Genomic DNA, 25,343 nt, shown 5'->3' on the forward strand with positions numbered 1-25,343 from the left:
CTATCTAGAAAATTGAGTTAAAATATTGAATAAATAAAACTCATACTATATCAAGTAGGGAGGTAAAAAATATATTAAACTCATTTTCAAGTGGAAATAAGAAACTCAATTCAAATATAGAAAGATGGACTCGTTATGTCACAGAGATTGAATGAAAAGGAATTAGATGCCGTTATTGATATTCTTAAGGATGTTGTAAATGTTCATAAAACGTTGTTTGATGATTTACGACCAATGCAAGAGGAGAACCCTAATCATCAGATGTTTTTGTTGCAGAAGGAAAAAGTGGAGTTTTATCAGACTATTATCCAGAAGTTAAATCAGCAACATAGAAAAGTGAATTGATGTTCGGTAGCTAGTCAAATGAATCTATCTTCATTGTAGAACCACACAAATCTTGTGTGGTTCCCTTTTTTTTCTTTACCCATGCCGTTATGACTGTAATCATGACTGTTTTGGCGATTAAATTTATTTCCTCTTTAATTATGTAAATGACAATACTTTTTCAACTTTGTTGTCCACGTGCTTTTATCAGGATTTTTAAAAGGGGATAAGGTTCTAGCCAGTTGGTTTGTGGCAAGTGATAGCCAAGCGCTTTCGCTAATGTATCCTTTGTTAAGAGTTTTTGCACTGTTCTTATATAGAATAGGTTATATAAATAGTACCTACAATCAAGATAAGGACTTCGTTTTGTAAAGTATATTGAACATGGAGGTGCTTTTAATAGGTTAAATTGAGTTCATGCCTAAGCACTTTTAAATTTTATAGGATTGTCTTTGTCCAATCCTAGTAAAAATAAGGTTATTCTAATAATGTCCTTACTATTCGAACCGTCCGTTAAAGCTTGTCCTTCTTAATTAAGGTAATTTTATTTCATTTTACTTCTATCAGTTAAATGTCTAATATTAAGTTAATAGGAAAGGGATGAAGCAATGCATTCATTAGTTTTTCAAGAAAAATGGGCCTCAACCTTATCAGAAAAGGACCGTAAAGAGATTGAGGGGATTTATAGTCAATCTGTTCCTCATCTACAAAAGGGAATGATTGGTTTTACCTCTATTTGGCAAGCAAAAAATCACCGAGAGGACTTATTGATATCGGTACTAATTCAAAATACAACGAAAGAAGCTTTTGTTTTAGAGCATACTGTTGTGTCTTATTTAGCTGAGGATGGAACCCAACTTGCTCAACATATTTTTACAACGAATCAAATACATGTTGAGCCAAATACGTCAATGCCATGGACGTTTATATTTCCGGGTGCAGGGGATGTACTAGAAAGAGGCGCAGGAAGGTTAGTTTTAGTAGATTAAAAAGCCATCTCCAACTGATTGGAGATGGCTTGTTTCATTTTTATTTTCCAGGCTTAAAGTTCATTTTCATCGCTTTTGCCATGTTTACTGGTAGGTCTGTATTTTCCATTGTGCCAGTAAACAGTTCTGATCCTGGGCCATAAGTATAAACGGGGATATCAATTCCTGTATGGCCGGTACTTGTCCAACCGACAGATGCTCTTTCTGAAATGATTTGATTGATAGATGAAGCTGGATTATCAGCATTTTTGATTGCATTGACTTCAGCTTTCGTTAAATCAATCGCTGCATATTCTTTTAGCACTTTCTTAGCGTTTGTCCGTTTCTTATTAAGTTTGGATGCCATATAGTCACCTGTAGCCGTCACATCTCGTAGCATTTCCACATTTGCACTACCATTTCCGTAACCGCCAACAGACATTCCGCCTGTATCATGATCTCCAGCAACAACAACAAGCGTATTGCCATCTTTCTTAGCGAAATCCATTGCTTCAATGACAGCTTCTTCAAATGCTTCGCTGTCTTTCATTGCCCATGCTGCATCATTCGCATGCCCTGCCCAGTCAATTTGACTTCCTTCCACCATTAAGAAGAAGCCGTTTTTATTCTTTTTCAATGTATCGATAGCCGTTTCTGTCATGTCTGCTAGACTAGGCTGTTGTGTGTCTTCGCGATCAAGCTCCGGTGCCATTCCTTCTTCGGCAAATAAACCAAGCACTTTATTCGTTTTCTTCACACGATCCAATTCTCTTTTATTTGTAACTAATTGGTAGCCCTCGTCTTTCGCTTCATCAATTAATTCGTCAGTAAAGTATTTTTGTCCTCCACCTAAGATGACATCCACATCATTGTCGAGTAATTGAGGGGCAATATCTGCTTCATCTGCACGAGAAGCGACATGTGAAGCAAAAGCTGCTGGAGTCGCATGGGTAATCGTTGAAGTGGCAACTAGCCCAGATGATTTCCCTTTCCTTTCTGTTTCTTCCAAAATTGTTTTTAGTTCTTTACCAGTCGGATCGGTGCTTATCATACCATTATTGGTCTTTACGCCAGTTGCCATCGCCGTTCCGGCAGCTGCTGAATCTGTAATATTGGAGTTCGCTGAGTATGTACGTTGCATCGCGATGTTCATCGAGTCAAGAACGGTATCCTCACCTTTATACCAACGATAGTTTGTTGCATAGGCCGCGGAAAAACCGTCAGGAATAAGGAAAATGACATTTTGTGCTTTATCTTTCCCCTTTGGCTTTCCTTTCGCTTCTACTTCTTGCTCAGGTAGTACGGTAGAGATGCCCCCGACAGCAATGGTAGATACAAGTGCGAGTGACAATAGTTTCTTTTTCCAAGTCTTTTTCAACATGTTTCTTCCCCCCTAAAATGGTTTGTACAAGATAACTATAAGGTCGAATTTTTAACGGTTGATAAAGAGAGGGTGAAAAAAGAGTAAAGAAGAAAAAATGGGTAATTAGTGGCGGAAAGGAGTGATTTGGAAGGGTTTTTACGATTGAAAGGAAAGAATGCTTGCTGAATTTGTTGTGGCAATCGCACTTTTGTTCTAATTTATGTAAAAGTTGCGTGAAGGGGGTGTAAAGGACTTTTACACACATGAATGATTATCGCGATTAGTAGATGGGGGACCACTACAAATCGCGATTGTCTGTCAGGTCATATTTCTAAGCTGTTGTTCCATTATAGAAACAAATTCATCTTCTTTCCAAATGGTGAATGTTTCTTTTATATCATACTGTGTTAATAATGCGTTAACGATTTGATAGCCAAGGTAATAGCCTAAGCGGGTCTGCTTGAAGTTTTTCCCTCCATTAATAGAGAACCATTCTTTATAAATTGTATGACTATCGTTAATGGTCTTCATATCATAAAGAAACTGTTTCGCGATTAAACTTTCATTTTTTTGAGTGAAGTCAAGCCACTTTCTGTCTTCTTCAAAGGCGAAATGTTCGTCTAATCGTGCTTCTACTAATAGCGTGGAAAGGGTCGTTGCGATGCCTTCTTGTAAGAGCCATGTATAGGGATGAGTCCAATTGACAAGATGCCAGTCTTGCGAATAGATGTCATTATATAAATAATGCATGACATGTCCAAACTCATGGGCAATAATAATTTTAATATAGGTTTCGTTATAGGGGAGTTTTTCTAGACAAAAGGCTACATCAGGTTGATATTGCTGATACACAAAGGCATTGCTCCCATATAAGCCGACGAGCAAGCGGACTGTTTTAGTATATTTCACATTAAACATCGCTTCATATCGTTGAAGTATATTTGGTATGTGTTCAAGAAATAAGTCTCTCATCGGTAAAAGTTCTGCTAGCTTAGGTGGGTGTTTCTTCAATGCTGCTCGTTTTTTTGTTTCAATATGTAAACAATGATGGGCGAAATAAACTTCATAGTCTGCTTGAAATTGATGATAGTACTGTTCTAAGTATTCGGATGTTGGTTGATAATGGCTCACAAAATCTCCAACTGTATCAACGATTCTCAAATGATGCTGCCTCCTTATTAGTTTTAATGCTAATAAAGTGTTCGCTTCTCAACTGTTAGAATCCTTCCATTTTCATTAAGTGAAAAGGAAATCTAAGAGCAAAGGCGAATATTTTAGCAATAAGGAGCTGATAAAGAAATGAAGGAACGTCTAGTAAGAATAGGAACGACTTATCTACCTGTAATAGATGTGGAACAATCAGCAAAGTGGTATCAGAAACATCTGGGTGCAGCTGTTAATTATAGGGATCAACATAAAGCTATTCTAGATTTAGCGAATCAAAGTATCTTTTTAGTAAAAGCAGAAGGTGGAGAGCGTTCCCAATTTGTTGACATAGAAGGCAGAGAACATTTTTCTGTTACTTTTGAAGTGGACGGGTTAGCTGAGCTGGAAAGATTGCATACCCTTTTTATAGAGGAAGAAGTGTTGGTAGGAGCAATTGAAGATCGTGGTCATGCGGGCAAGAACTTTATTTTCTACGATTGTAATGGCAATCAATTTGATGTTTGGAGTGAGTTAAGTCCAGCGTTTAAACAATGGAGAACGGATGTTATCTATGATTGAGATGATAGACGAGGATAATAGAGAAAAAGTGAGTGATTTTTTCGCGAATCATTGGGGAACGACAGAGATGGTTCTCTCCTCTGGCGTCTATCATTGTGATGAGCTGGATGGCTATGTATATAAGAGTGCTAAAGGTGAGATTGTTGGCCTAGTGACTTACATTAGGCATAATGAAGATATATGTGAAGTCATTTCGTTAGACAGTGTATATGAAGGGCAGGGAATTGGTTCAAGTTTGATGTGTGTTATTGAAGAAAAGGCAAGAGAATTGGGGGCAAAGGCGGTTCAGCTCATCACAACCAACGATAATCTACATGCATTATCTTTTTATCAAAAACGCGGCTATGTATTAAAAGCAGTTTATCCAAACGCAGTAGAGAAAGCGCGAACTGTAAAACCTTCCATACCATTTGTGGCAAGTAATGGTATTCCTATTCGAGATGAATGGTTATTATATAAACTGCTTATATAGCACCCTATTTTAAGCAATATTTTATCAGATTGCTCCAACTCATTGGTTATTTCACCAAAGAAGGGGTATGGTAATAGAATCATAGAGTAGTAGGTGAAAGGCAGATGGAGAACTGGATTACAAGTGTGATGGAGCAGTTTGGTTATGTTGGGATTTTTTTGTTGATTATGTTGGAAAATATCTTTCCGCCCATTCCATCTGAAGTAATCTTAACTTTTGGTGGATTTATGACGACTACTACGAATTTAAGTGTAGCTGGCGTTGTCGTAGCATCGACCTTAGGGTCAGTAGGTGGCGCAGTGGTTCTTTATGGTGTTGGCTTGCTGATTGACATCAGAAAAGTGGAGCGAATCGTAGAACGTTGGGGTCATATTTTAAGATTAACCAAAAAAGATATTCATAAAGCAAACGGTTGGTTTTCAACATACGGAAAGTGGACCGTTTTCTTTTGTCGTTTTATCCCTTTAATTAGGAGTTTAATATCTTTACCGGCAGGGATGGCGCATATGAATTTTCTTGTTTTTCTTATTTTGACAACGGCTGGGACATTGATTTGGAATATCGTCCTCGTCCTTATTGGCGCTGCGGTAGGAGAATCATGGGAGTCCGTGGTCGGTTATATGGATATGTATTCCTATATTGTTTATGGCGCCATTGCTCTTGTGTTTATTGTTATAGTGATGATTTTTTTGAAAAAGAGAGTTTTTCATAAAAAGTAAGGTTGTTACGAGAGGGGGAACAACCTTACTCTTTATTAGTTGTTAAGGTGAAAGCCTCTATTTGTTCTCCCCACTTGACCGTTACATCAATCTTTTCATCCTTTAGTAAATGCAAGCTGTTGTCTAAACTACCACTATCTCTAAATACCCGCGGATTAGGTATATCTTCATTTTCATCGAAAGCTCTCGTTCCTCCACCAGCAAACTGACTTGTCTCGAAGCTAAAGCTATAATCTGAAAAATTCTTTAACCCTTCTGGATTCCCCTTATATTTAATCGTAAGCTTATACTCTCCACGTTCGTCTGACAGTATGATATAACGAAGCTCTCCTTCCGAATGTTCACTTTCTCCCTTATATAAATAAGGCGAGTCATTGCAGGCAGACAGGATGGAAACTAATAACAAAAATGACAATTATTTTCTTCATTCCTCATACTTCGTTTCATTCTTACATTTATTGATATATATGATAAAAAGCAAGGGATATTTCCTGCCATTTTAGCTGAACGTTTTAGTAGGTTAAAAGTTCGATACAACTAATCTTCAACATTCACTCGTATAAACCTTTCGACATCAAACCAAATAAACCCATTTTTACGTTATAATGGTGAAAAGATAGGAGGGGGAAAGATGGAAGATATCATTCTTGATATTCAAAATTTATACAAAAGATACGGATCTAAGTTGGTGTTGAATGGTGTCTCACTACAGGTAAGACGTGGAGAAATTATTGGTTATATTGGACCGAATGGCGCGGGAAAGAGTACAACAGTGAAAATTCTTCTAGGGATTGAAGGAGATTTTAATGGAGAAGTAAAGATTTTTGGTCGTGATATTGCTGATGGAGACGTTAATTATAAAAGAAGGATTGGCTATGTACCAGAGATGGCAGAAGTGTATGATAATTTAACGGCACAGGAGTATTTAACCTTTATAGGTGAGTTGTATGGTTTGCCGTTTGACTTTGCGGAATACAAAGCGAAGCGTTTAATGGAGCTTTTTGGGATTGGAGAGGTCTTTCGTTCTCGTATCTCATCCTATTCGAAAGGGATGCGCCAGAAACTATTAATTATCTCAAGCTTACTACATAACCCTGATGTGTTGTTTTTCGATGAACCAATTAATGGATTGGATGCTAATAGTGTAATGATATTCAAGGAAATTATGACGAGACTTGCCCAGCAAGGGAAGACAATCTTTTATTCTTCTCATATTATGGATGTCGTTGAGAAAATCAGTAGTCGAATTATTTTGCTCCATGATGGGAAAATCGCCGCAGACGGTACATTTGATGAGCTGAAAAGTCAGAATACAGAAGGCACGCTTGAGCAAATATTTAATCAACTTACAGGGTTTAATCAACAAAAGGAAATCGGAGAACGATTTGTTTCAGTGGTAGAGGAGATGGCATAATGCAGGACATCCCAACACTTAAACTACTCGATCCTTTGAAAAAAGTCTTCGAGAAATTTGATATTGATTATGAAGTGATGAGAGCAATATTAAAGGTGAAGTTAACGATGGATGGTCGTCGCACACCGACAATGTTAGCTCTAAACTCGCAAAAGAAGGATAAGGGTAATCAATTTATTAAGTCATTATGGTTATATGTATTATTTGGGCTCTTTATGATCCCTTTGCTTTTTATTGGTGAGCATTATTTATTTCAAATGAGTATGTTTTTCGGTATGTTTACTTTTTTTATTATGACTTCGATGATTTCAGACTTTTCCAGTGTATTGTTAGATATTCGCGACCGCAATATTCTTTACCCTAAGCCTATTAATCGCAGAACGGTTAGTGCGGCGAAAATGATGCATATCATTATTTATTTAGGGTATTTATCTATTGCCCTTGTGACGATTCCATTAATTGTTGGTCTGATTAGACATGGCATTCTTTTCTTGCTGCTTGCTGTTATTAATCTTATTTTCATTAATTTATTTGTGGTTGTTCTTACTGCCTTATTTTATTTCTTAATCTTACAATTTTTCGATGGTGAGAAACTTAAAGATTTAATCAATTATGTACAAATTGGGTTGTCATTGATGATTATGGTTGGTTATCAGCTACTAGCACGATCATTTGAAATCATCAATTTAACCATCACAATTGAACCGCAGTGGTGGCAAGTATTTATCTTTCCTATGTGGTTCGCCGCCAATATGGATTTACTCTTAAACCAAAGCACAGAGGGATTTTATCTTCTGTTTGCCGCCTTAAGCATCATCGTTCCATGTACAGCGATCATCCTATATTTAAAATTCAATGATATGTTTGAACATAGCCTGCAGAAGCTGACTTATCAAGGGAAGTCAAAGGGGATGAAGAAGGCGAAATGGCGAAAATGGCTACTTCAACTTTTCTGTCGCACACAGGAGGAAAGAGCATTTTACCGTTTTGCTAGTGCGATGATGAAAAATGAAAGAGATTTTAAACTGAAAGCTTATCCGTCGTTAGGGTTTTCAATAGTAATCCCTTTTATCTTCATTTTCGGTGTATTAGGTGATAATGGGGAAGACCTAGCAAATAGTCATACCTATTTAACAATTTATTTTAGTTTACTTGTCATTCCGACGATTATGTTGCTAATGCCGTATTCCGTTAAGTATAAAGGGGCCTGGATTTACAGAACAGCTCCAATTATTGAGCTAAAGCCGATTTTTTCTGGAACGATTAAAGCCTTCTTAGTGAAACTGTTTTTACCACCGTTTTTACTCCTAAGTTTGGTTTTTACTTTTTTGTATGGTCTGAAGATTATTCCAGAATTAATCATTGTATTACTTAATGCCTTTACATTTGTTGTTATTTGTTTTGCGATTCTTAAAAAAGCCATTCCGTTTACAGAGTCTTTTGATCAATATACTCAAACAGGAAATGGAATCATCGCATTCTTCCTGATGTTCTTGGCTGGTGTATTCGCTATTTTGCATTATGTAAGTACGATATATCCTTATGGAACCTATATCTATTTAGGTTTAGCAGTTCTATATTTAATGGTTAGCTGGAAAGTTGCCTTTAATATTGGTTGGGAAAAAGTAATTGAATAGTCATATTGTTGGAAGGAAAAGCGCTCTATTAAGTGGGAGATGCTTTTCTTTTTTTTGTATTTGTAAAAAGTATTGCATACCTTCATTTATTTGTGTATATTGTATATAAAGTATATATACAATATGTTGGTGAGGGTTAATGATGCAAATAATCATTTCTAATCAATCGAAAGAACCGATTTATGAACAAATTTGTGGACAAGTGAAAACGCAAATACTGAAAGGCGAGCTTGGAGCAGGGCAGGCTTTGCCTTCTATGCGGCAGTTAGCGAAGGATCTTGGCATCAGTGTCATTACCACAAAGCGTGCTTATGAAGAGCTTGAAAAGAATGGCTTTATTTATTCTGTAGTTGGTAAAGGATCATTCATATCCGAACAAAATAATGAAATGATGAAAGAACGAAAAATGAAGGTAATTGAAGAACAATTACTGTCTGCCGTGGAAAATAGTAAGGAAATAGGCATTCCACTTACTGAATTAATCGAATTACTTTCATTTCTATACAGGGAGGAAAATTAATGGAGAATGTAATTGAGTTAAAAGGTGTCCATAAATCATTCGGGAGTTTTCAATTAACAGACATGAACCTAACTGTGAAAAAAGGGTTTATTACTGGGTTTATCGGGGGAAATGGGGTAGGGAAATCCACAACAATCAATTTGATGATGAATTTACTGCAACCGGACAAAGGCGACGTGAAGGTATTTGGACTTGAATATAAACAATTTGAAAAAGAAATCAAACAACGGATTGGCTTTGTTTTTGATGAGAATGTCTACTATGAACATATTACTCTTGCTCAATTACGCAAACTTCTACGCCCTGCTTATCGTAATTGGGATGATGCATTGTTTGATGAGTATGTAAGAAAATTTGAGCTGCCTTTAAAGAAAAAAATTAAGACATTCTCCAAAGGCATGTTAATGAAGACTTCTTTAACAGTTGCTTTGTCGCATCATGCTGAACTGATTATAATGGATGAACCGACATCTGGCTTAGACCCAGTTTTTCGGCGAGAATTATTAGATATTTTACAAGAAATTATGGAAGATGGGACGAAGACGATCTTTTTCTCTACTCATATTACTTCGGATTTAGATAGAATAGCAGATTATATTACTTTCATTCATAATGGTGAGCATATTTTCACAAAAGAAGCTTTTCGCATTGAAGAAGATTACGCTATTGTTAAGGGTGGCATCGAGTTATTAGATCGCGATACGGAAAAAGAGTTCATTGGTATTCGCAAATCCTCATCAGGTTTTGAAGGATTAACAGCGAACAAAAGAAGAGTACATGACGTATTTGGTGATTTAGTCGTCACTGAAAAGCCAACAATTGAAGATTTAATGTTTTATACGAAAAAGGGGGAAGAGAGGCATGTTTAACTTGTTAAAAAAAGATTTTATCTTACAAAGGAACACGATGATTTTTTTGCTACCAATTTTTATTTTATTCTTAACCCAAAATTCTTCAAGCATATGGAATGCGCTCATTTTCAGTATTGCCTTGGCGATGAATGCATTTGCCATTGATGAAAAACCGGAGATTAACAAAATGCTCAATGCATTACCTTATACAAGAAAAGAAATCGTAAGCTCAAAATATTTTGGTACACTTATATACACCGCATTAGTCGTTCTGGTAGTATTTGTTTGGAATATTTCAATTCATGCGACGTTTACAAGCTGGAAAGAGGCATTACTTATTTTTGGTCTTGTAATGTTGGCTATTTCTTTCCTATTTCCGTTTTCTTATCAATTTAAGAGTCAATATTTATTAATTGGTACACTGGGATTATTTGGGGTAACTATGGTAGTAGCGAGGGTTTTCGACTTGAATATGGCTGGGACTTTAATGTCTACTTTTGAGTATATGGTTTCATTAAATGGTAGTGAAATACTGCTCCTCGCTGTATTAGTGAGTTTCGTTTATTTGATTTCTTGGGCGGTCTCATTGACTATTTATAGTCGTAAAGTATTCTAACTCATAATGGGGTGTTGGGAAGATGACAAAAGAGTATCTTTATAAACAACCGAAGACGATTCTCAATAAAGGAACTGGCTATCTTTCAGGATACACACATACTCTGAATCCTTATACGGGCTGTACATTTGCCTGTGAATATTGTTATGTAAGACAAATGCCTGTTTCCCTTTTTCGAAAAGGAGAATGGGGTGAGTGGGTCGATGTAAAAAAGGAAGCTGCTCTGTTGTTAAACAAAGAATTGAACAGGGAAAAGAAGAAAGGAACCGTCACAATCTTCATGTCTTCGAGTACAGATCCTTATCAACCGGTGGAGTATAAGGAAGAAGTCACAAGGTCACTTTTAGAGGTATTTGTTAGCAACCCAGCAGATTTTCTCCTTATTCAAACACGAAGCCCGCTTGTTACAAGGGATATTGATTTACTAAAGAAATTAGGAAACAGGGTTCGAGTCAGTATGACGATTGAGACCGATGATGAAGAAATACGTAAGCAGTTTGCAAACGAAGCACCGCCTATTCAGGCGAGAATGAATGCCTTAAAAAAACTAGCAGATGCCAATATCCCCACACAAGTTGCAGTTGCCCCCATACTGCCTAGCAGTGAGGAATTTCCCACAAAATTAAAAGAATATGTTGATCGTGTATGTATCGATGATTATTTTATGGGTGATGGCAGTGGTGGAAAACGGACAAGTCGTTTAGGTGTTGAAAAGAAGTATCACGCATTAGGATTGGAAAAATGGTATCAACCGTCTGTTATCACTTGCGTAGAGAAAAGATTTAAAAAAGTTTTCCCACCAGAACAAATCTATATCAGTCAAGCAGGATTTGCCCCCTCATAACTATAAACATATATAGAGGTACACTTTAAAGATGGAGGTTAGTTATTGTGAGTTTACAATTAATAAAGGCAGCTAGAGATGGAGACAAAGATCATTTATTAACATTGTTAAATATCGGGGCGAATATAAATGCACTAGATGACGAGGGGAATACAGCCGTTATGGCTGCGACCCAACAAAATCAAGTGGAAATTGTGCAAGTGTTAATAGCGCAGGGTGCAGATATCAATATTCGAAATAAACGATTAGATAATGTGCTTTTATACGCAGGTGCTGAAGGACTCCTTGAAATTGTTCAATTAGCTATCCAAGCAGGGGCCGATACAACAATCACTAATCGCTACGGTGGCATTGCCATTATTCCGGCATGTGAACGGGGACATATTGAAGTTGTAAAGGAACTGCTCACACATTCTGATACGGATGTGAATCATATCAATAATTTGCACTGGACAGGATTACTCGAGGCCATCATTTTAAGTGATGGTGGGAAAACACATCAAGAAATTGTTCAATTACTTATTGATCATGGAGCAGATATTACGATTACAGACAAAGATGGGGTAACACCCTTGCAACATGCGAGGGATAGAGGGTATCGAGAGATGATTGAGATAATGGAAAAGGTAAAAAAGTAAGTTAGTTAATTACTCTCTTAAAATTGTAGATATACAATTAAACGATAAGCTGACTCCTCAAAAGGTGTCAGTTTTATTTATTTTTCCTTCGATTAGAAAGTACAAATAGTAATTAGACATGTTTTCTAGTAATGATATTTCTAAAGTCAAGGGGAATCATGATGAGGCGATCTTGGTCTTAGCTAATAGACAACCTTTTCAAAGAAGTCATCTGCATGTTTTGACCTCATCAATGGTTACTTTCACATGTGCAACCATCATTTATTCCCGAGTTAAGCTCTTTTTCATGATGGATAGAGGAAGAAACCACTGGGGTTTTTATTCATTAGGTCTTTAGAAAAGGCAGATGATCATTTTGTTCGATTGTTGAGCCATCATTTTCTAATATAGAGAAGATATACAATGATAGATAGGAAGAGTTGATTATCCATAGGCATCATCGTCCTTACCCTCTTTTCAAAGGTGATGAACAGACATATCCTTAATCCGGTTTTTGTTAGGGTATAGTTTTAGCTAACTGCCCCGCACGCTGTATTGACGACTGATAACGGAAAGTGGGATGTATTAAATGAAATGCTCCTTATAATAACCAATCTTTTTCACTGTCGTATGAGAAACTTCAAATTCCTTATGATACTTGATTCTAAAGAATTTTCATGGAATCAAATCACAGAATAAAAAGTATTCACCTCTTACAGCCCAGCCCATATACTAAAGCGAATGAGATTTAAGGAAGGCGAGTGAGTGGTATGGCTGTTTTATATATAGATTATCAATCACCTAATAACCAATATATGTATGACTTACGAAATAACCAACTTTTCAAAAGGGATAACCAAAACTATATTAATGCTTTAGGGAGGGATCAGCTAAACACGCTTGGGAATGTGTCAATGTTAGATATTTTTCTTAGTAAAGAGAAATATGTAGAACCTCATATTCATCAAAATGCTTCAGAACTGGTCTATTGTGTGAGAGGTTCTGCGGTCGTTTCTTTTATTAATCCCTTTACGAATGAGTTGAAAAATATACCAATTCAACCAGGGCAAGTAGCAAATGTCCCTCAAGGTTTTTGGCATTATGAGGTAGCGACCGAGGATAACACGCAATTATTAGCTATTTTTGATGCTCCTTATCCACAAGCTATATATGGCTCAGATATTTTGCGATTAACTCCAAGTAAAGTGATGTCTGCTAACTATTGTCTTGATCAGAATAAATGGGAAGAAGCGATTTCACCTATTACTAACACAGTAATCATTGGCCCATCGGCGGATTGTCAACGACAAACAACCCAACATCATAATCCCCATCAACACTATTACCAACCTAATTCTCAAACTCAACATACTCAACAAAAACAATTTCACCCTATTCAGTATCAACCATATGATTGAAGCTTTTAGAATTAGCTGCCTGCTGAGGCAGCTCTTTTATTTTGAATTGATATGACAAAGTATTAGCCTATAGGCAAGAATACAATCAAAAGGAAGTTGTACAAATAACATAATTATATAGATTAAAAAAAGGGAGGTTTCATCGTGTTAGTTAGTAGAGAGAAAAAGAAATATTGTCGTAAATGTAATAAAAGATATTACTCCCATTGTGATAACTGTAATATATGTTGTCCTGGTACAATCATTATCGGTATGACTGGTGTAACGGGTCCAACCGGTCCAGTTGGAATTGGAGTTACCGGTATGACTGGTGTAACGGGTCCAGCCGGTCCAGTTGGAGTTGGAGTAACCGGTTTAACTGGTCCAACAGGCCCCACTGGTCCGGCAGGAATAGGAGTAACCGGTCCAACTGGACCATCAGGAGGACCTCCAGGACCAACAGGAGTCACAGGTCCCACTGGTCCATTCGGTGGTCCTACCGGTCCTACTGGGCCCACCGGTCCAGCAGGAGGACCTCCGGGACCAACAGGAGCAACCGGCCCGATTGGTCCCACAGGACAAACGGGTCCAACAGGTCCGACAGGAATAGGAATTACAGGCCCCACAGGACCATCAGGCGGCCCTGCTGGTCCAACAGGAGTTACAGGTCCCACCGGCCCAGCGGGAGGTCCCACCGGTCCGACGGGTGCAACCGGTCCAGCGGGAGGCCCACCAGGTCCGACAGGAGCAACAGGTCCCATAGGTCCAACGGGCCCCACTGGTCCAACAGGAATAGGCATACAAGGTCCGACGGGTGCAACTGGTCCAAGTGGTGGAGGTGGTGGAAATTTCCTTCAAACATTAACAATGGGTAGCATCAATGCAGAATTACCATTTAACGCAGGTGGAGGGAACTTTCAGGCAGTCGGTGCATTAGTATTTAATCAAACAGAGCAAACGGTATCAGAACTTTCCTGCTACATTGTTCAAGATGGGAACGTAACAGGCGATTTTCAAATGGCTATCTTAAGTCCTGTGGGTAATAATAATGCAACCGTAATAGCGGTCACACCTCTTGTTACTACAATTACACCAGGAGTATTCAACTTACCACTCGTTTCACCAGTCACATTACTAGCAGAAGAACAATACTATTTAGCTGTATATAATCAAGTAAATGGATGTAATATTGGTGCTGAAACGGCAGGTTATGCGAGTACACAAGATGCACCATCAATTAATTTCAGAGCACAAAATTTGCAGGGGTTTTTTATTGGCCAAAACATTAATACAAGTGATGTAAGTCTGCAACTATCGCCATGGGTTGCAGCTCAATAAGAAATGATGAATGGAACAATTATATGCTATGAATTCAAAGAACAAAGCTAAGATAGTCTTTGTTCTTTTCTTAATTACCATCTCACTTAAGGGTTGCAGCTCAACTTGGATATTTCCCTATAGAACTCTTTTTCTTAATAATAGAATAACCCCCACTATATAAGGCAAGCAATCCCTTATACTTCACACGGCATCGATACCAATTTAGCACTCAAAAGTTAGAATTATTACATTATTTTCCATTATTAATTTAATAGAAGTAAAAAAACTATGGTTTATTTGTAAAAAAAATACAAAAAAGTAAATTGTGATATATAATATAGTTATCTGAAAAACCTTCTAAAGAGAGAATGACAAAGGAAAGAAATACAAATGGAGGTGTATTGTTAATGGAGAATATTATACCCATTGCGATTATATTCCTTGTATTTGGTATTAGTTTATATATGGTATATTGGGGAATTTCGCAGCTTTATCGGTTGTTTTTTCAACCAAAAGTACAAGATCAGCAGAAATTGCTGACGGAGATAGCAGAGCTAAAAGAAATGGTCCGTTCAATTGAAAGAGAAATGAAGCAACAAAATATCGAAAAGTAGGTTAAGAGATGACTATTATTCATAAAAGCGAGCCGTACATAAGATTAAATCCTCATGAATATGAAATTGCTCTTTATAGAGATAATATTTGTTTAGATAAGAAAATAATAGTGAAGAAATGGTATAAAGATGAAAAAGTGGATAGTATTCCAATTAATGGTGATGGCTTGATTGGGAGATATTATTATCATCGGGATTATAAAGTAAGACCTTCCCTTATAGTCGTTTCAGGTTCTGAAGGGGGGACAAACGATTTTGCAGCGAGTGCATTAACTGCATATGGCTTTAACACATTGGCTTTAGCTTATTTTGGTGAAGAAGGATTAAATGATAGATTGGTAGAGGTCCCTCTAGAACTCATTGAAAATGCAATTATTTGGTTGACCAATAGAAGGGATGCTCATCCGAACTGGATAGGAATCCATGGAACATCAAGGGGTGGTGAGCTAGCTTTGTGGTCGGCTGTCTTGTTTGATGAAATCACAGCAGCTGTCTCTCTTAATGGTTCAGCCGTTTCTTTTGCAGGCATTGTGCCATGGTCTGAAGAAAGAACGTTACCGCCTGCTTGGAATTTTCGCGGACAAGCCTTACCCTATGCCTCTAAAGAAAACCCTGTAGAGGTAGCATCTTACTGTAGGGCACGATGGATGAAAGGAGGGAATCCATTATCGTACTGGTACGATTGTTTGTATGAACTCAATAAAGCCATTATCCCTATTGAAGAAACCAAAAAGGAATTCTTATTGATATCTGGAAAAGAAGACGCTAATTTTCGTTCTTCTGTTTTTCATGATGTATGTACACATGAACATATTCAAAAACATTTTTATGAAGCCGCAGGCCATGAAATTGGAATACCGTATTTACCGATTGTAGCCAATGGCTTTACCGGTGGTACAAAAGCACAAACAGCAAAAGCGAGCGTGCATTCATGGGAAGAAACAATCGATTTTCTTAGGAGAAGTTTCGCGAAAAAACTGGGAGATAAATGATCAATATGTTTGTCGGTTTGAGTTGGATTAGCTAGTGCCTAATGGGTTGGAATCCTTATGTATTTATTGTATTAGCAATATTATTTATTGAAATTCGATAAATATATTACTAATATACAGTTATATATTTACAGAAAAGGAGTGCAATTCTTGCAGAACTTTTTCCGCATAAATGTCATTAGCATCTGTTTAGCTCTTATATTTTATCTTCCAATAACACTTATGGCAAACGTTTATCGATTTGCACGGTTATCAGGTTTTGAAACTAGAACAGTGAATATCATTATTATAAGTGCTATTTTGATCGGCTTTATTGCTATCACAGTATGGCTTATTTTTCTTATTCTTCAATGGTTTGAAAAGAGAAAGATTCATTATTGGTCGCTTCTCTTATGGCTTCCTTATTTAGTTGTTTTCTCTTATGTAAACAGCGTCTTGTTTCCTATTACCTATCCTGGAGACAGCCCTAATCCCTCTACAGGATTATTTATTCTTGCAGGCTTTTTTGTCTATCCAATATACATATTTTCTCTTAATTCTGTTGCTTGGATGAGGGACTAGAGTTAATCAATTGTTTTTGGGGAGTGAAATAATGTGTCAGAGATTTTTATACACATTTATAAAAGAAGGAGGTGGCCAAAGCTGGCCCCTTCTTTTTCTCATTTATTGGATTTCCTTTACAGCGAGGTGGAGACTAGAGTAGGTTTTTACTTTAAAACTAACGCCAAGTGAAACCATTGTCTGAGCGATTTCTGGGCGAATACCCGAGATTTTCGCTGAAATGCCGACTAATTGAAGTGCTTCAATTACATCGAATAATTGCTTGGCGACCATCGTGTCAATAATGGGTACGCCTGATAAATCAAAGATGATATGCTCTAATTCAAGATTAGAAGCAGACGTTATTGAGACATGCATCAGTTTTTGTGCACGATTTGTATCCATAATACCAATCAAAGGGATGACCCCGAGTTTTTCTGTAATTCTTACAATGGGAATTGAAAGTTCTTCGGCTGCAGTTTCTGCACTAAGGATTCGCTGATTAAACTGTTTCGAGTAAGACATACTCAGCCAATAAACAGCACGATCTACTACAGCATCAAATTTTGAAATGATATCGTAAAATACATCAATACTTAGAGCGAAATCATTGGCCGTTTTCTTGATGATTTCACCGATCAGTGATCGATAGTATCTTACTTCCTCAATTGCAGTTTCAAGATTCAAGTTAAGATTTGCCCATAAATTAACCGTTTCTTTTCCCCATTCTTGTAAGGTTTCAAACGTGTGCTCTTCGGATGTTGAGATAGATTGAGCATAAATATTTATTAACTTTTCTCGCCAAAGTTTGATATCCACTTGTGTTTTCTTTGTATAGGATTGATTAGCTGCTATATGTCGCTTTTCTGCTAATAAAGATTTTTGAGTAATGATTCTTTCAGTTATTTGCTGTAAATGTTCTTCTATTTGTATTGTCAATAGTCACAGCCTCCGATTTATGTCACTTTTAATGGTAGCATGTGTGAGGGGGATGACTCAAGAAAAAGGCAAGTGAACATTCACTAGCTACTAACAGTCACCCATATAATCTAGATTGACTTAATTGTATACGTTTGTATACAATTGTAATGTACGAAGGAGGTGAGATAATGAAAGATAAACAAAGTGAATTCGAGGATCATCCTAGAGGTGAGCGAAGGGGCAAAAGAAACCGCCCGCATAAAGAGGGGGCTAAAACATTTCGTAGAGGACGAGCGCTCACTTTTTTAGAGAGCTTAAGGCTCAAGGAATCGATTTTGAAGAAACAATTAACATCACCAGAATTGCAGACCATTAACCCTATATTAGTGGGAGAGTTGAGAGCAATAGATATGATTATTGAAGAATACATCCATCATTTTCATTTGAACGAATTAGCGAGAGAGTCAGAACTGAATACGGATAAGGGGGATGAGCATGAAACAAATTAATCGATATATTGATAAGGTGTTTTATCAATACGATGAGCTCCTAGAGGAGGTACTTCAATCAATTAATGAAAATGGAATGAGAGCCATTTCTGTCTCTCCTTCTACCGGGAAGCTTTTAACATTGCTCGTATCAACATCAGGAGCAAAGAATGTTCTAGAAATTGGTGCGCTCGGTGGATACAGTGGCATTTGTTTAGCACGAGGATTTGGGAAGTCGGGAGAACTAACATCTTTAGAAATAGAAGAAAGCTATGCCGAACTAGCTTCAGGCAATTTAGCTAAAGCGGGGTTTAATGAGCAAGTATCTTATATCGTAGGTCCAGCTCTTACAAGTTTAGCAGTACTTGAAGAGGAACGGAGACAATTTGATTTCTTCTTTATTGATGCCGATAAAGAAAACTATGAAAATTATTTAATTGCTTGTATTAAGCTTGCAAAGGATGGTGCATTAATCGTCTGTGATAATGTACTTGCAAATGGAAGTGTAGCGGATGAAAGTAGTGAACCTAAACGTTATACAGAAAATATGAAGAGATTTAATCAAATAGTCGCTAGTCATCCTCAACTAGAGTCTACTTTAATTCCAATAGGAGATGGTTTAACCATTTCAAGGGTGAAAAGATAACCCATAGATAAAAGTGCTCACCAGCTTCTTACCTCGTAAGCCGGCGCGCACTTTTTGCTTATTAATCGTAAAAAATTAAATGAATATTACTACTGGTACGAGATTTAGCGAAAAATTCTGCTTCATTTCCTCCGTCAACAAATTTACCGATACTACGGAAAATCCCGCATTCTCCCCTTGCAATATTGCGATAGCCGACATAATCATTATAGCTTTCGGGATCGTACTCCCATAACTCTACTTTCACTTTTCCTTTTGGACCAACATAGTTATCACGGCAAATCATATAGTCGCCACCAGTAGAAGCATAAATTTCACTTTCTGCTCCGTTACTTGATAAACTCTGTTCACCTAAATAATCCCATCCACTACTAGCCGTAGCAGTAATAGGGATAAGACAAATAACTAATAATGCACATAGAGAAGCTTTTACTTTACTCATCGCCATTCCTCTTTTCTGTTCGAATTGTAAAATAATTTCCTGTTTATCCTATCAGTATTTTATGGTAAATATGCCGAATCGTATGTTATCATGCTTGCTTTATCGATTAGGATGAGCTCCCTAACCTTACGCCTCTTTTGATTGAGGGTATAAAGTTGGAATTATATTTTAGTAAAATAATCTTGTCTTTCTTATACATGCAATGACCATTAAACAATGTTATAGTCAAAGAAAAAAAGTGAGGCATATATATGTATAGATGTTCTTGGTCAAATAGCAATCAATTAATGCAGACTTATCATGATAAGGAATGGGGTATTCCTAGTAAAGATGATCGCTATTTGTTTGAAATGCTTTCATTGGAAGGTGCTCAGGCAGGTCTATCTTGGCAGATTGTTCTATCTAAAAGAGCTAACTACCATGAGGCGTTCCATAATTTTGATATTGAATATTGTGCAAGTTTAACAGACGCCGACCTATTAGCCATTAAAGAGAACCACGGTGTGATTAAGCATTTAGCCAAACTACAATCAGTTAGAAATAATGCTCGCGTTTTATTGGAAGTTCAAAAAACATACGGCAGCTTTGCAGCGTACATTTGGAGCTATGTAGATCATATACCTTATCAGAATGAGTGGCAATCCGAAGATCAAGTCCCTGCTCAAACGGAATTATCTAGCCAGATAAGTAAAGATTTAAAAAAGAAGGGATTTAAATTTGTAGGTCCTGTAACCATATATAGTTTTATGCAGGCTGTGGGAATGGTTAATGATCATGTGACTAATTGTATATGCTACGAACCAGTAGGAAAATAAAGGGATGGCGACTGTCATTCCTTTTCTCATTTATAACAATAAAAGTAAAGCTATTTAAGTGGTAACCTTAACGAAAATTTAAACCAACCAGCTCATTCTATATTTATTATTGCTACTGAATTAATCAGGAATAGGAGTTCAAAATTAGGCATGCAATTAGAAAATCCATCTTCTTGATAGTAGCAAAGAATAATCGTAAACAAGTTTGCTTGAACGAATAACAACAGATATATAAGAATATAAATTCCGTATTCATTCAAGCAACGAGGAAACTAAGATGTAATAAAACGTCTTTCATATGAAAAAAAGGTAGAGAAAGGACAAAACTACTTAAGAGTGAGTGTAAGATATTCTATTTTAATAGCTCTTCCAAGCACGTTCATATTTCTCGATTAAGGTTGGATGGATTAAGGTATTCACTTCCGGCTCAATAGGCATGCCTTTACTATCTCTCATTTTCTCATCGATATCTTTTCCGAATGCAGTGAGTCCTTCTAATACCTCATTCGTAAAAACTTTGTCTCAACAGAAATATCGACATCTTCAAGTGAGATGGGCTTCCGCTTAGCTAGGACAAATCCCCAATCCCAAAACTTGGAGGATAACTTCTTCCCGATAATATTAGTGCAAGAATTGTCGGACTCTTACTTAGTATCTGTTGCTATTCTATATTTATGGGAGGTCAGATAATGAATCAAATGAAAGGGTTAAATGATGCTCTAGCTTACATCGAAAAAAATTTAACTGAACAAATGAATGAAAAAGAGATGGCTAGGGTAGCTGGGTGTTCACTTTATCATTTTAAAAGAACTTTTTCTTTCTTAGCGGGTATGCCCTTATCTGAGTATATAAGAAAAAGACGTTTAACATTAGCAGCAATAGATATACAAGATCATGTGAATCTGAAAGTAATAGATATCGCTGTAAAATATGGATATCGTTCCGCTGATGCCTTTTCTAGAGCATTTTATTCATTTCATGGAGTTACTCCAAGAATGGTAAGACATAATCAACATGTTTTAAAAGTTTTTCCTAAGATGACCTTCCAATTAATCATACAGGGAGGAGTAGAAATGGATTATCATATCGTAAAAAAAGAGGCTTTTTGGATTATCGGATTACAAAAAAGAGTACCAATTGTATTTAAGGGTGTAAATCCAGCAATTAAAGAAATGTGGCATCAACTAGATGAGAAAAAGATTCAACAGCTATTAACATTATCAAATGTTGAACCAAATGGCATCATCCAAGCCTCAACCAATTTTTCTGAAGGAAGAATGGAAGAAAAAGGAGAGCTCGATCATTATATTGGTGTTGCTTCTATCTCAAATAAAGTGGAAGGATATTCAGCACTTGAAGTGCCAGCTATGGAATGGGCAATTTTTGAAACAATCGGCCCATTTCCAAAGACATTGCAAGAAGCTTGGGGAAGAATATACGCAGAATGGTTTCCTTCAACTAACTACCAACAACTTGAAGGACCTGAAATTGTCTCTATCCAAACTAAAGACTTATCTGCTGATCAAGTGAAAACAGCTATTTGGATACCAGTGACACAGAACAGTTCTGTGTAATATATTCAAGAAAAACGATCACATAGTATCAGAAAGATGAAGCTGGCACATGTGAAAAATCTCTGGTTAATGTTTCAGTAAATGTTGGAGCCAATGAGGAAAGAAAATGAAATGACTAGAAAGGGTAATGGCGATAAGTAACGAATAAATAAATGATAAAACATCCAGAATGAAAATCAGCAGGATGAGATGGAAAATTTTGAAAAAGGAAATAGGAAAAACAAATACAACTGAGTGGAAAGTCAACCAGATCACACCCCAAAAATAAGTAGGGAATTGTCAAGCAAAGTGTGTATGTCCTAATTTACTTTTGGTAAATTAGGACATGAATCTTTGAGATGCTTAAAGATGACTTTTAAGAATAACAGAGACGAGAAGCTACTAAATTAAATATAGAAAATGACGTGAAAAGAGGTGAACAAAGAATGACCGAACGAATGGTGCCGCTCTCTCGTTTATCGGAAAGAATTAAAATTGAACCGTACTACTACAAAATAGGACTAAACGGTACTCATAACGAATGCTATGTGAGAAGTGAGGTTGCTACTCAACTTTTGAAAGTAGTTACTTTTCTACCGGAAGGAATCGGGGTTAACGTATGGGATGGATGGCGCTCTTTTGAAACACAGCTTGCCATTTATGAAGCAACAAAGAAGGAGTTAATGCTAAAGGGGTTTCAAGGTGTTTCTTTAGAAAGGGAACTAGCAAAATATGTGGCTAAGCCTACAAAAGATGTTGATCACCCTTCTCCGCATTTAAGTGGTGGAGCAGTTGACCTTACCTTATTTGATGGCAATGGGCTCTTACCAATGGGAAGTGAATTTGATGAATTTCATGAAAGGTCGCAGTTAGATTATTTTGAGGAAAAAAAACCATTGACCTCGCTCGAAAATATTTACCTAGCCAATAGAAAACTATTAAAAAGAACGATGTTGAATGCTGGTTTCATCTCGAATATAGATGAGTGGTGGCATTATGAATATGGAACAAAAAGCTGGGCAAATAAGGTTGGAGTAAAACAATATTTTAGAGGGATATTAGAAATTTAATATTTTCTTTTTACTTCCATTTGACATTATACCTATAGGGGTATATGATGGTTGTTGTAAGGAGGGAGGCATTAATGAAATATAATCGACAAATGATCAACCGTGTAAAACGAATGGAAGGACAATTACGCGGTATCGTAAAAATGATGGAAGATAATAAAGATTGTCGGGAAATTGTAACACAACTCTCAGCTGTTCGTTCTGCAGCAGATCGGACGATTGGTTTAATCGTCAGCAATAATTTAGTTGAATGCGTACTAAATGGGACTGAAGGATCAAGTAATGAAGAAATGGTAAAAGAGGCTGTATCGATGTTAGTAAAAAGTAGATAGAGTTCTCTTGACAATATATTTTTTTATCTTTTATTATACCTATAGGGGTATATGTATATCAAAAAGGAGGAAATAATAATGAATGCAAACAAAGTATTAGATGCCAAAGGGCTCGCGTGTCCAATGCCGATTGTGAAAACGAAAAAGGCAATGAATGACATGCAAAGTGGTGAGGTTTTAGAAATTCACGCAACAGATAAAGGAGCAAAAAGTGATCTAACAGCATGGGCTAAATCTGGTGGCCATGAATTAGTCGATCATACTGAAGAAAATAATGTTTTTAAATTCTGGATTAAAAAAGGGTAAGAAGGAGGCTATTATGGTAGAAAAGAAAAAAACAACTATTATCTTATTTAGTGGGGACTATGATAAAGCTATGGCGGCTTACATTATTGCTAATGGTGCAGCAGCTTACGATCATGAAGTAACAATTTTTCACACTTTTTGGGGACTAAATGCTTTAAGAAAAGAAGAGTTAGTACCAGTAAAAAAAGGTTTTATGGAAAAGATGTTTGCAAAAATGATGCCTAGAGGTGCCGATAACATGGGGCTATCTAATATGCACTTTGCAGGTATGGGCCCAAAATTAATTAAAAATGTGATGAAAAAACATAATGCAGTCCCTCTCCCTAATTTAATTGAAATGGCACAAGAACAAGATATCAAACTGGTTGCTTGTACAATGACAATGGATTTGTTGGGGTTACAACAGGAGGAACTATTAGACGGTATTGAGTATGCAGGTGTAGCTGCTTATTTAGCAGATGCTGAAGATGGGAATGTGAATTTATTTATCTAATCAATAGGGGGATATGAAATGGAAATGATCAATTATGTCCTTTTATTCTTTATTACTGCCTTTTTTCTTACACGTTTTATATCAGTGAAAGGAATAAAGCAGATTTCAACTGCCGATTTACGAATGGTGCTAAAAGATAAGGAAAAACAGTTTGTTGATGTTCGAACTCATTCAGAGTTTAAAGGTAGGTCTATTCCTTCTTTCCAAAACATTCCGTTGCAGCAATTGAAGGATCAAGCAGAGAATTTAAACAAAGACAAAGAAGTAGTAGTCATTTGTCAAAGTGGTTTGAGGAGTATGCAAGCAGCGAAACAATTGAAGAAACTAGGGTATACAAAAATCACAAATATAAAAGGCGGGATGAATGCCTGGTAAGAGAGGAGTTTTATTATGATTCAAGTATCATCAGAAAGTGTCAAAGACCTCTTGCAAAACAACTATGATGTGAGCATTGTGGATGTAAGAGAAGTGGAAGAAGTAGAACAAGGAAAAATTCCATCAGCCATTCATATACCATTACGATTATTAGAGTTCAGAATGCATGAATTAGATAAATCAAAAGATTATATAATGGTTTGTCGTTCAGGGGCAAGAAGTGGGCAAGCAACAGCTTTATTAGAACAACATGGTTATCGTGTGAAGAACATGTCAGGTGGAATGCTCGCATGGGATGGTAAGGTAGTATAATTTTTTTTACATTTAAATATACCCATATAGGTATATAAGGAGGGCCAAAGAGATGAATGAAGTGAAAGCAAATCAAACAGTCGACGCAAAAGGGTTAGCTTGTCCGATGCCAATTGTCCGGACAAAAAAGGCCATGAAGGAATTAGAGGCAGGGCAAGTAATGGAAATTCTAGCAACTGACAAAGGGTCTAAAGCTGACCTCAAAGCTTGGTCTGAAAGTACAGGACATCAATATCTAGGTACTGTAGAGGAAGGGGAAGTACTAAAGCATTATGTTCGTAAGGCTTCTGATTATGAGGAACAACCAGAACGGCACCATCCACATGTCATTAAGAATGATGAGCTGAAAGAGAAAATCGCTAACGGGGAGTCTATACAGATTCTAGATGTTCGAGAAGAAGCGGAGTATGCTTTTGGTCACATACCTGGTGCGTTATCTGTACCTTTTGGACGTTTGCAGCAAGAACTAAATAAACTTAATCAAGATGAGCCTATTTATGTTATTTGTCGTACCGGTAACCGAAGTGATATGGCAGCACAACTTTTAGAAAGTAAGGAATTTAAAGCAGTCAATGTTGTGCCAGGTATGAATAGTTGGAATGGGAAAGTGGAAGGAATTTAAAAATAATAAATGAAAATATGGTTGTAGCACAAAAA

33 protein-coding genes are annotated in these 25,343 nt (G+C 36.8%); 28 read left to right on the forward strand and 5 right to left on the reverse strand.

From position 1 onward, the window contains the following. The first annotated feature begins 135 nt into the window (after window positions 1–135). Together MKX78_RS04845 and MKX78_RS04850 are read left to right on the forward strand one after the other, a co-directional pair. Window positions 136–345 carry a hypothetical protein gene (locus tag MKX78_RS04845; RefSeq protein WP_095370390.1) on the forward strand — a complete coding sequence of 70 codons (210 nt, stop codon included), beginning with the start codon at window positions 136–138 and terminating at the stop codon, window positions 343–345. A 587-nt stretch (window positions 346–932) separates the two neighbouring features. After that, the gene (locus MKX78_RS04850) at window positions 933–1,313 is read left to right on the forward strand and encodes an SLAP domain-containing protein (protein WP_095370388.1); all 381 of its coding nucleotides are present in this window, start codon (window positions 933–935) and stop codon (window positions 1,311–1,313) included. A gap of 40 nt (window positions 1,314–1,353) precedes the next feature. Here MKX78_RS04850 and MKX78_RS04855 read toward each other — a convergent pair whose 3' ends face one another. After that, on the reverse strand, window positions 1,354–2,673 hold the full coding sequence (locus MKX78_RS04855; RefSeq protein WP_095370387.1) for an alkaline phosphatase: 1,320 nt from the start codon (window positions 2,671–2,673) through the stop codon (window positions 1,354–1,356). Window positions 2,674–2,973: 300 nt separating this feature from the next. After that, window positions 2,974–3,816 (reverse strand): hypothetical protein, encoded by an 843-nt coding sequence (locus MKX78_RS04860; RefSeq protein ID WP_341050064.1) that lies wholly within the window; start codon window positions 3,814–3,816, stop codon window positions 2,974–2,976. Window positions 3,817–3,954: 138 nt separating this feature from the next. Here MKX78_RS04860 and MKX78_RS04865 point away from each other — a divergent pair, with 138 nt between their 5' ends. From MKX78_RS04865 to MKX78_RS04875, 3 genes are all read left to right on the forward strand, one after another. Beyond that, the gene (locus MKX78_RS04865) at window positions 3,955–4,380 is read left to right on the forward strand and encodes a VOC family protein (protein ID WP_307317251.1); all 426 of its coding nucleotides are present in this window, start codon (window positions 3,955–3,957) and stop codon (window positions 4,378–4,380) included. Beyond that, the gene (locus MKX78_RS04870; RefSeq protein ID WP_095373525.1) at window positions 4,373–4,852 is read left to right on the forward strand and encodes a GNAT family N-acetyltransferase; all 480 of its coding nucleotides are present in this window, start codon (window positions 4,373–4,375) and stop codon (window positions 4,850–4,852) included. The genes MKX78_RS04865 and MKX78_RS04870 overlap by 8 nt, the downstream gene beginning before the upstream one ends. Before the next feature lie 104 nt (window positions 4,853–4,956). Then, complete coding sequence (locus MKX78_RS04875) at window positions 4,957–5,571, forward strand: DedA family protein (protein ID WP_341050066.1); 615 nt, start codon at window positions 4,957–4,959, stop codon at window positions 5,569–5,571. 25 nt (window positions 5,572–5,596) lie between these two features. On the opposite strand, the gene MKX78_RS04880 is transcribed toward MKX78_RS04875, so the two are convergent. After that, a complete protein-coding gene (locus MKX78_RS04880; protein WP_341050068.1) occupies window positions 5,597–5,986 on the reverse strand; it encodes a hypothetical protein in 390 nt (129 codons plus the stop codon). Window positions 5,987–6,202: 216 nt separating this feature from the next. Between MKX78_RS04880 and MKX78_RS04885 the strand changes: the two genes are divergently transcribed. From MKX78_RS04885 to MKX78_RS04940, 12 genes are all read left to right on the forward strand, one after another. Then, window positions 6,203–6,985 carry an ABC transporter ATP-binding protein gene (locus MKX78_RS04885; RefSeq protein ID WP_307317243.1) on the forward strand — a complete coding sequence of 261 codons (783 nt, stop codon included), beginning with the start codon at window positions 6,203–6,205 and terminating at the stop codon, window positions 6,983–6,985. Continuing rightward, window positions 6,985–8,622, forward strand: a complete 1,638-nt coding sequence (locus tag MKX78_RS04890) for a hypothetical protein (RefSeq protein WP_341050070.1) — start codon at window positions 6,985–6,987, stop codon at window positions 8,620–8,622. The genes MKX78_RS04885 and MKX78_RS04890 overlap by 1 nt, the downstream gene beginning before the upstream one ends. Before the next feature lie 142 nt (window positions 8,623–8,764). Then, window positions 8,765–9,142 carry a GntR family transcriptional regulator gene (locus tag MKX78_RS04895; RefSeq protein ID WP_322909937.1) on the forward strand — a complete coding sequence of 126 codons (378 nt, stop codon included), beginning with the start codon at window positions 8,765–8,767 and terminating at the stop codon, window positions 9,140–9,142. Then, on the forward strand, window positions 9,142–10,011 hold the full coding sequence (locus tag MKX78_RS04900) for an ABC transporter ATP-binding protein (RefSeq protein ID WP_340978101.1): 870 nt from the start codon (window positions 9,142–9,144) through the stop codon (window positions 10,009–10,011). The genes MKX78_RS04895 and MKX78_RS04900 overlap by 1 nt, the downstream gene beginning before the upstream one ends. Continuing rightward, window positions 10,004–10,609: an ABC-2 transporter permease gene (locus tag MKX78_RS04905; protein ID WP_095370378.1), complete on the forward strand. Its 606-nt coding sequence runs from the start codon at window positions 10,004–10,006 to the stop codon at window positions 10,607–10,609. The genes MKX78_RS04900 and MKX78_RS04905 overlap by 8 nt, the downstream gene beginning before the upstream one ends. A 22-nt stretch (window positions 10,610–10,631) precedes the next feature. Beyond that, window positions 10,632–11,453, forward strand: coding sequence for an SPL family radical SAM protein (locus tag MKX78_RS04910; protein WP_341050072.1), 822 nt, complete (start codon window positions 10,632–10,634; stop codon window positions 11,451–11,453). A 47-nt stretch (window positions 11,454–11,500) separates the two neighbouring features. After that, window positions 11,501–12,091: an ankyrin repeat domain-containing protein gene (locus MKX78_RS04915; RefSeq protein WP_341050074.1), complete on the forward strand. Its 591-nt coding sequence runs from the start codon at window positions 11,501–11,503 to the stop codon at window positions 12,089–12,091. A 749-nt stretch (window positions 12,092–12,840) separates the two neighbouring features. Further along, on the forward strand, window positions 12,841–13,488 hold the full coding sequence (locus MKX78_RS04920) for a cupin domain-containing protein (protein ID WP_180317000.1): 648 nt from the start codon (window positions 12,841–12,843) through the stop codon (window positions 13,486–13,488). 252 nt (window positions 13,489–13,740) lie between these two features. Continuing rightward, window positions 13,741–14,805 (forward strand): hypothetical protein, encoded by a 1,065-nt coding sequence (locus tag MKX78_RS04925; protein ID WP_445662670.1) that lies wholly within the window; start codon window positions 13,741–13,743, stop codon window positions 14,803–14,805. Between the two features lie 389 nt (window positions 14,806–15,194). Next, window positions 15,195–15,401: a hypothetical protein gene (locus MKX78_RS04930; RefSeq protein WP_095370375.1), complete on the forward strand. Its 207-nt coding sequence runs from the start codon at window positions 15,195–15,197 to the stop codon at window positions 15,399–15,401. An 8-nt stretch (window positions 15,402–15,409) separates the two neighbouring features. Next, the gene (locus tag MKX78_RS04935) at window positions 15,410–16,393 is read left to right on the forward strand and encodes an acyl-CoA thioester hydrolase/BAAT C-terminal domain-containing protein (protein WP_341050078.1); all 984 of its coding nucleotides are present in this window, start codon (window positions 15,410–15,412) and stop codon (window positions 16,391–16,393) included. Between the two features lie 150 nt (window positions 16,394–16,543). Beyond that, window positions 16,544–16,954 carry a hypothetical protein gene (locus MKX78_RS04940; RefSeq protein WP_328199642.1) on the forward strand — a complete coding sequence of 137 codons (411 nt, stop codon included), beginning with the start codon at window positions 16,544–16,546 and terminating at the stop codon, window positions 16,952–16,954. A gap of 102 nt (window positions 16,955–17,056) precedes the next feature. Here MKX78_RS04940 and MKX78_RS04945 read toward each other — a convergent pair whose 3' ends face one another. Next, entirely contained in the window at window positions 17,057–17,872 is an 816-nt protein-coding gene (locus MKX78_RS04945; protein WP_341050081.1) for an STAS domain-containing protein, read from the reverse strand. A gap of 170 nt (window positions 17,873–18,042) precedes the next feature. On the opposite strand from MKX78_RS04945, the gene MKX78_RS04950 reads away from it, so the two are divergent. Both MKX78_RS04950 and MKX78_RS04955 read left to right on the forward strand, forming a co-directional pair. Beyond that, a complete protein-coding gene (locus MKX78_RS04950; RefSeq protein WP_095370371.1) occupies window positions 18,043–18,363 on the forward strand; it encodes a hypothetical protein in 321 nt (106 codons plus the stop codon). Then, entirely contained in the window at window positions 18,350–18,988 is a 639-nt protein-coding gene (locus MKX78_RS04955; RefSeq protein WP_095370370.1) for an O-methyltransferase, read from the forward strand. The genes MKX78_RS04950 and MKX78_RS04955 overlap by 14 nt, the downstream gene beginning before the upstream one ends. 61 nt (window positions 18,989–19,049) lie before the next feature. Here the strand turns inward: MKX78_RS04955 and MKX78_RS04960 are convergent, their stop codons facing one another. Beyond that, complete coding sequence (locus MKX78_RS04960; RefSeq protein WP_095370369.1) at window positions 19,050–19,430, reverse strand: hypothetical protein; 381 nt, start codon at window positions 19,428–19,430, stop codon at window positions 19,050–19,052. A gap of 251 nt (window positions 19,431–19,681) precedes the next feature. On the opposite strand from MKX78_RS04960, the gene MKX78_RS04965 reads away from it, so the two are divergent. From MKX78_RS04965 to MKX78_RS05005, 9 genes are all read left to right on the forward strand, one after another. Then, window positions 19,682–20,245, forward strand: a complete 564-nt coding sequence (locus MKX78_RS04965; protein WP_095370368.1) for a DNA-3-methyladenine glycosylase I — start codon at window positions 19,682–19,684, stop codon at window positions 20,243–20,245. A 689-nt stretch (window positions 20,246–20,934) separates the two neighbouring features. Beyond that, window positions 20,935–21,819 carry an AraC family transcriptional regulator gene (locus tag MKX78_RS04970; RefSeq protein WP_095370367.1) on the forward strand — a complete coding sequence of 295 codons (885 nt, stop codon included), beginning with the start codon at window positions 20,935–20,937 and terminating at the stop codon, window positions 21,817–21,819. Between the two features lie 425 nt (window positions 21,820–22,244). Then, window positions 22,245–22,868 carry a M15 family metallopeptidase gene (locus MKX78_RS04975; RefSeq protein ID WP_328199644.1) on the forward strand — a complete coding sequence of 208 codons (624 nt, stop codon included), beginning with the start codon at window positions 22,245–22,247 and terminating at the stop codon, window positions 22,866–22,868. A 74-nt stretch (window positions 22,869–22,942) separates the two neighbouring features. Continuing rightward, window positions 22,943–23,200, forward strand: a complete 258-nt coding sequence (locus MKX78_RS04980) for a metal-sensitive transcriptional regulator (protein ID WP_095370364.1) — start codon at window positions 22,943–22,945, stop codon at window positions 23,198–23,200. Window positions 23,201–23,278: 78 nt separating this feature from the next. Then, on the forward strand, window positions 23,279–23,506 hold the full coding sequence (locus tag MKX78_RS04985) for a sulfurtransferase TusA family protein (RefSeq protein WP_095370363.1): 228 nt from the start codon (window positions 23,279–23,281) through the stop codon (window positions 23,504–23,506). 13 nt (window positions 23,507–23,519) lie between these two features. Next, entirely contained in the window at window positions 23,520–23,999 is a 480-nt protein-coding gene (locus MKX78_RS04990; protein WP_095370362.1) for a DsrE/DsrF/DrsH-like family protein, read from the forward strand. Window positions 24,000–24,017: 18 nt separating this feature from the next. Continuing rightward, window positions 24,018–24,374, forward strand: coding sequence for a rhodanese-like domain-containing protein (locus tag MKX78_RS04995; protein WP_095370361.1), 357 nt, complete (start codon window positions 24,018–24,020; stop codon window positions 24,372–24,374). Between the two features lie 15 nt (window positions 24,375–24,389). Next, window positions 24,390–24,686, forward strand: a complete 297-nt coding sequence (locus tag MKX78_RS05000) for a rhodanese-like domain-containing protein (protein WP_095370360.1) — start codon at window positions 24,390–24,392, stop codon at window positions 24,684–24,686. A 52-nt stretch (window positions 24,687–24,738) separates the two neighbouring features. Further along, entirely contained in the window at window positions 24,739–25,308 is a 570-nt protein-coding gene (locus tag MKX78_RS05005) for a sulfurtransferase TusA family protein (protein WP_095370359.1), read from the forward strand. The last annotated feature ends 35 nt before the right edge of the window (window positions 25,309–25,343 follow it).

The organism is Cytobacillus sp. FSL R5-0569, from assembly GCF_038007265.1.
GTDB classification, from domain to species: domain Bacteria; phylum Bacillota; class Bacilli; order Bacillales; family Cytobacillaceae; genus Cytobacillus; species Cytobacillus kochii.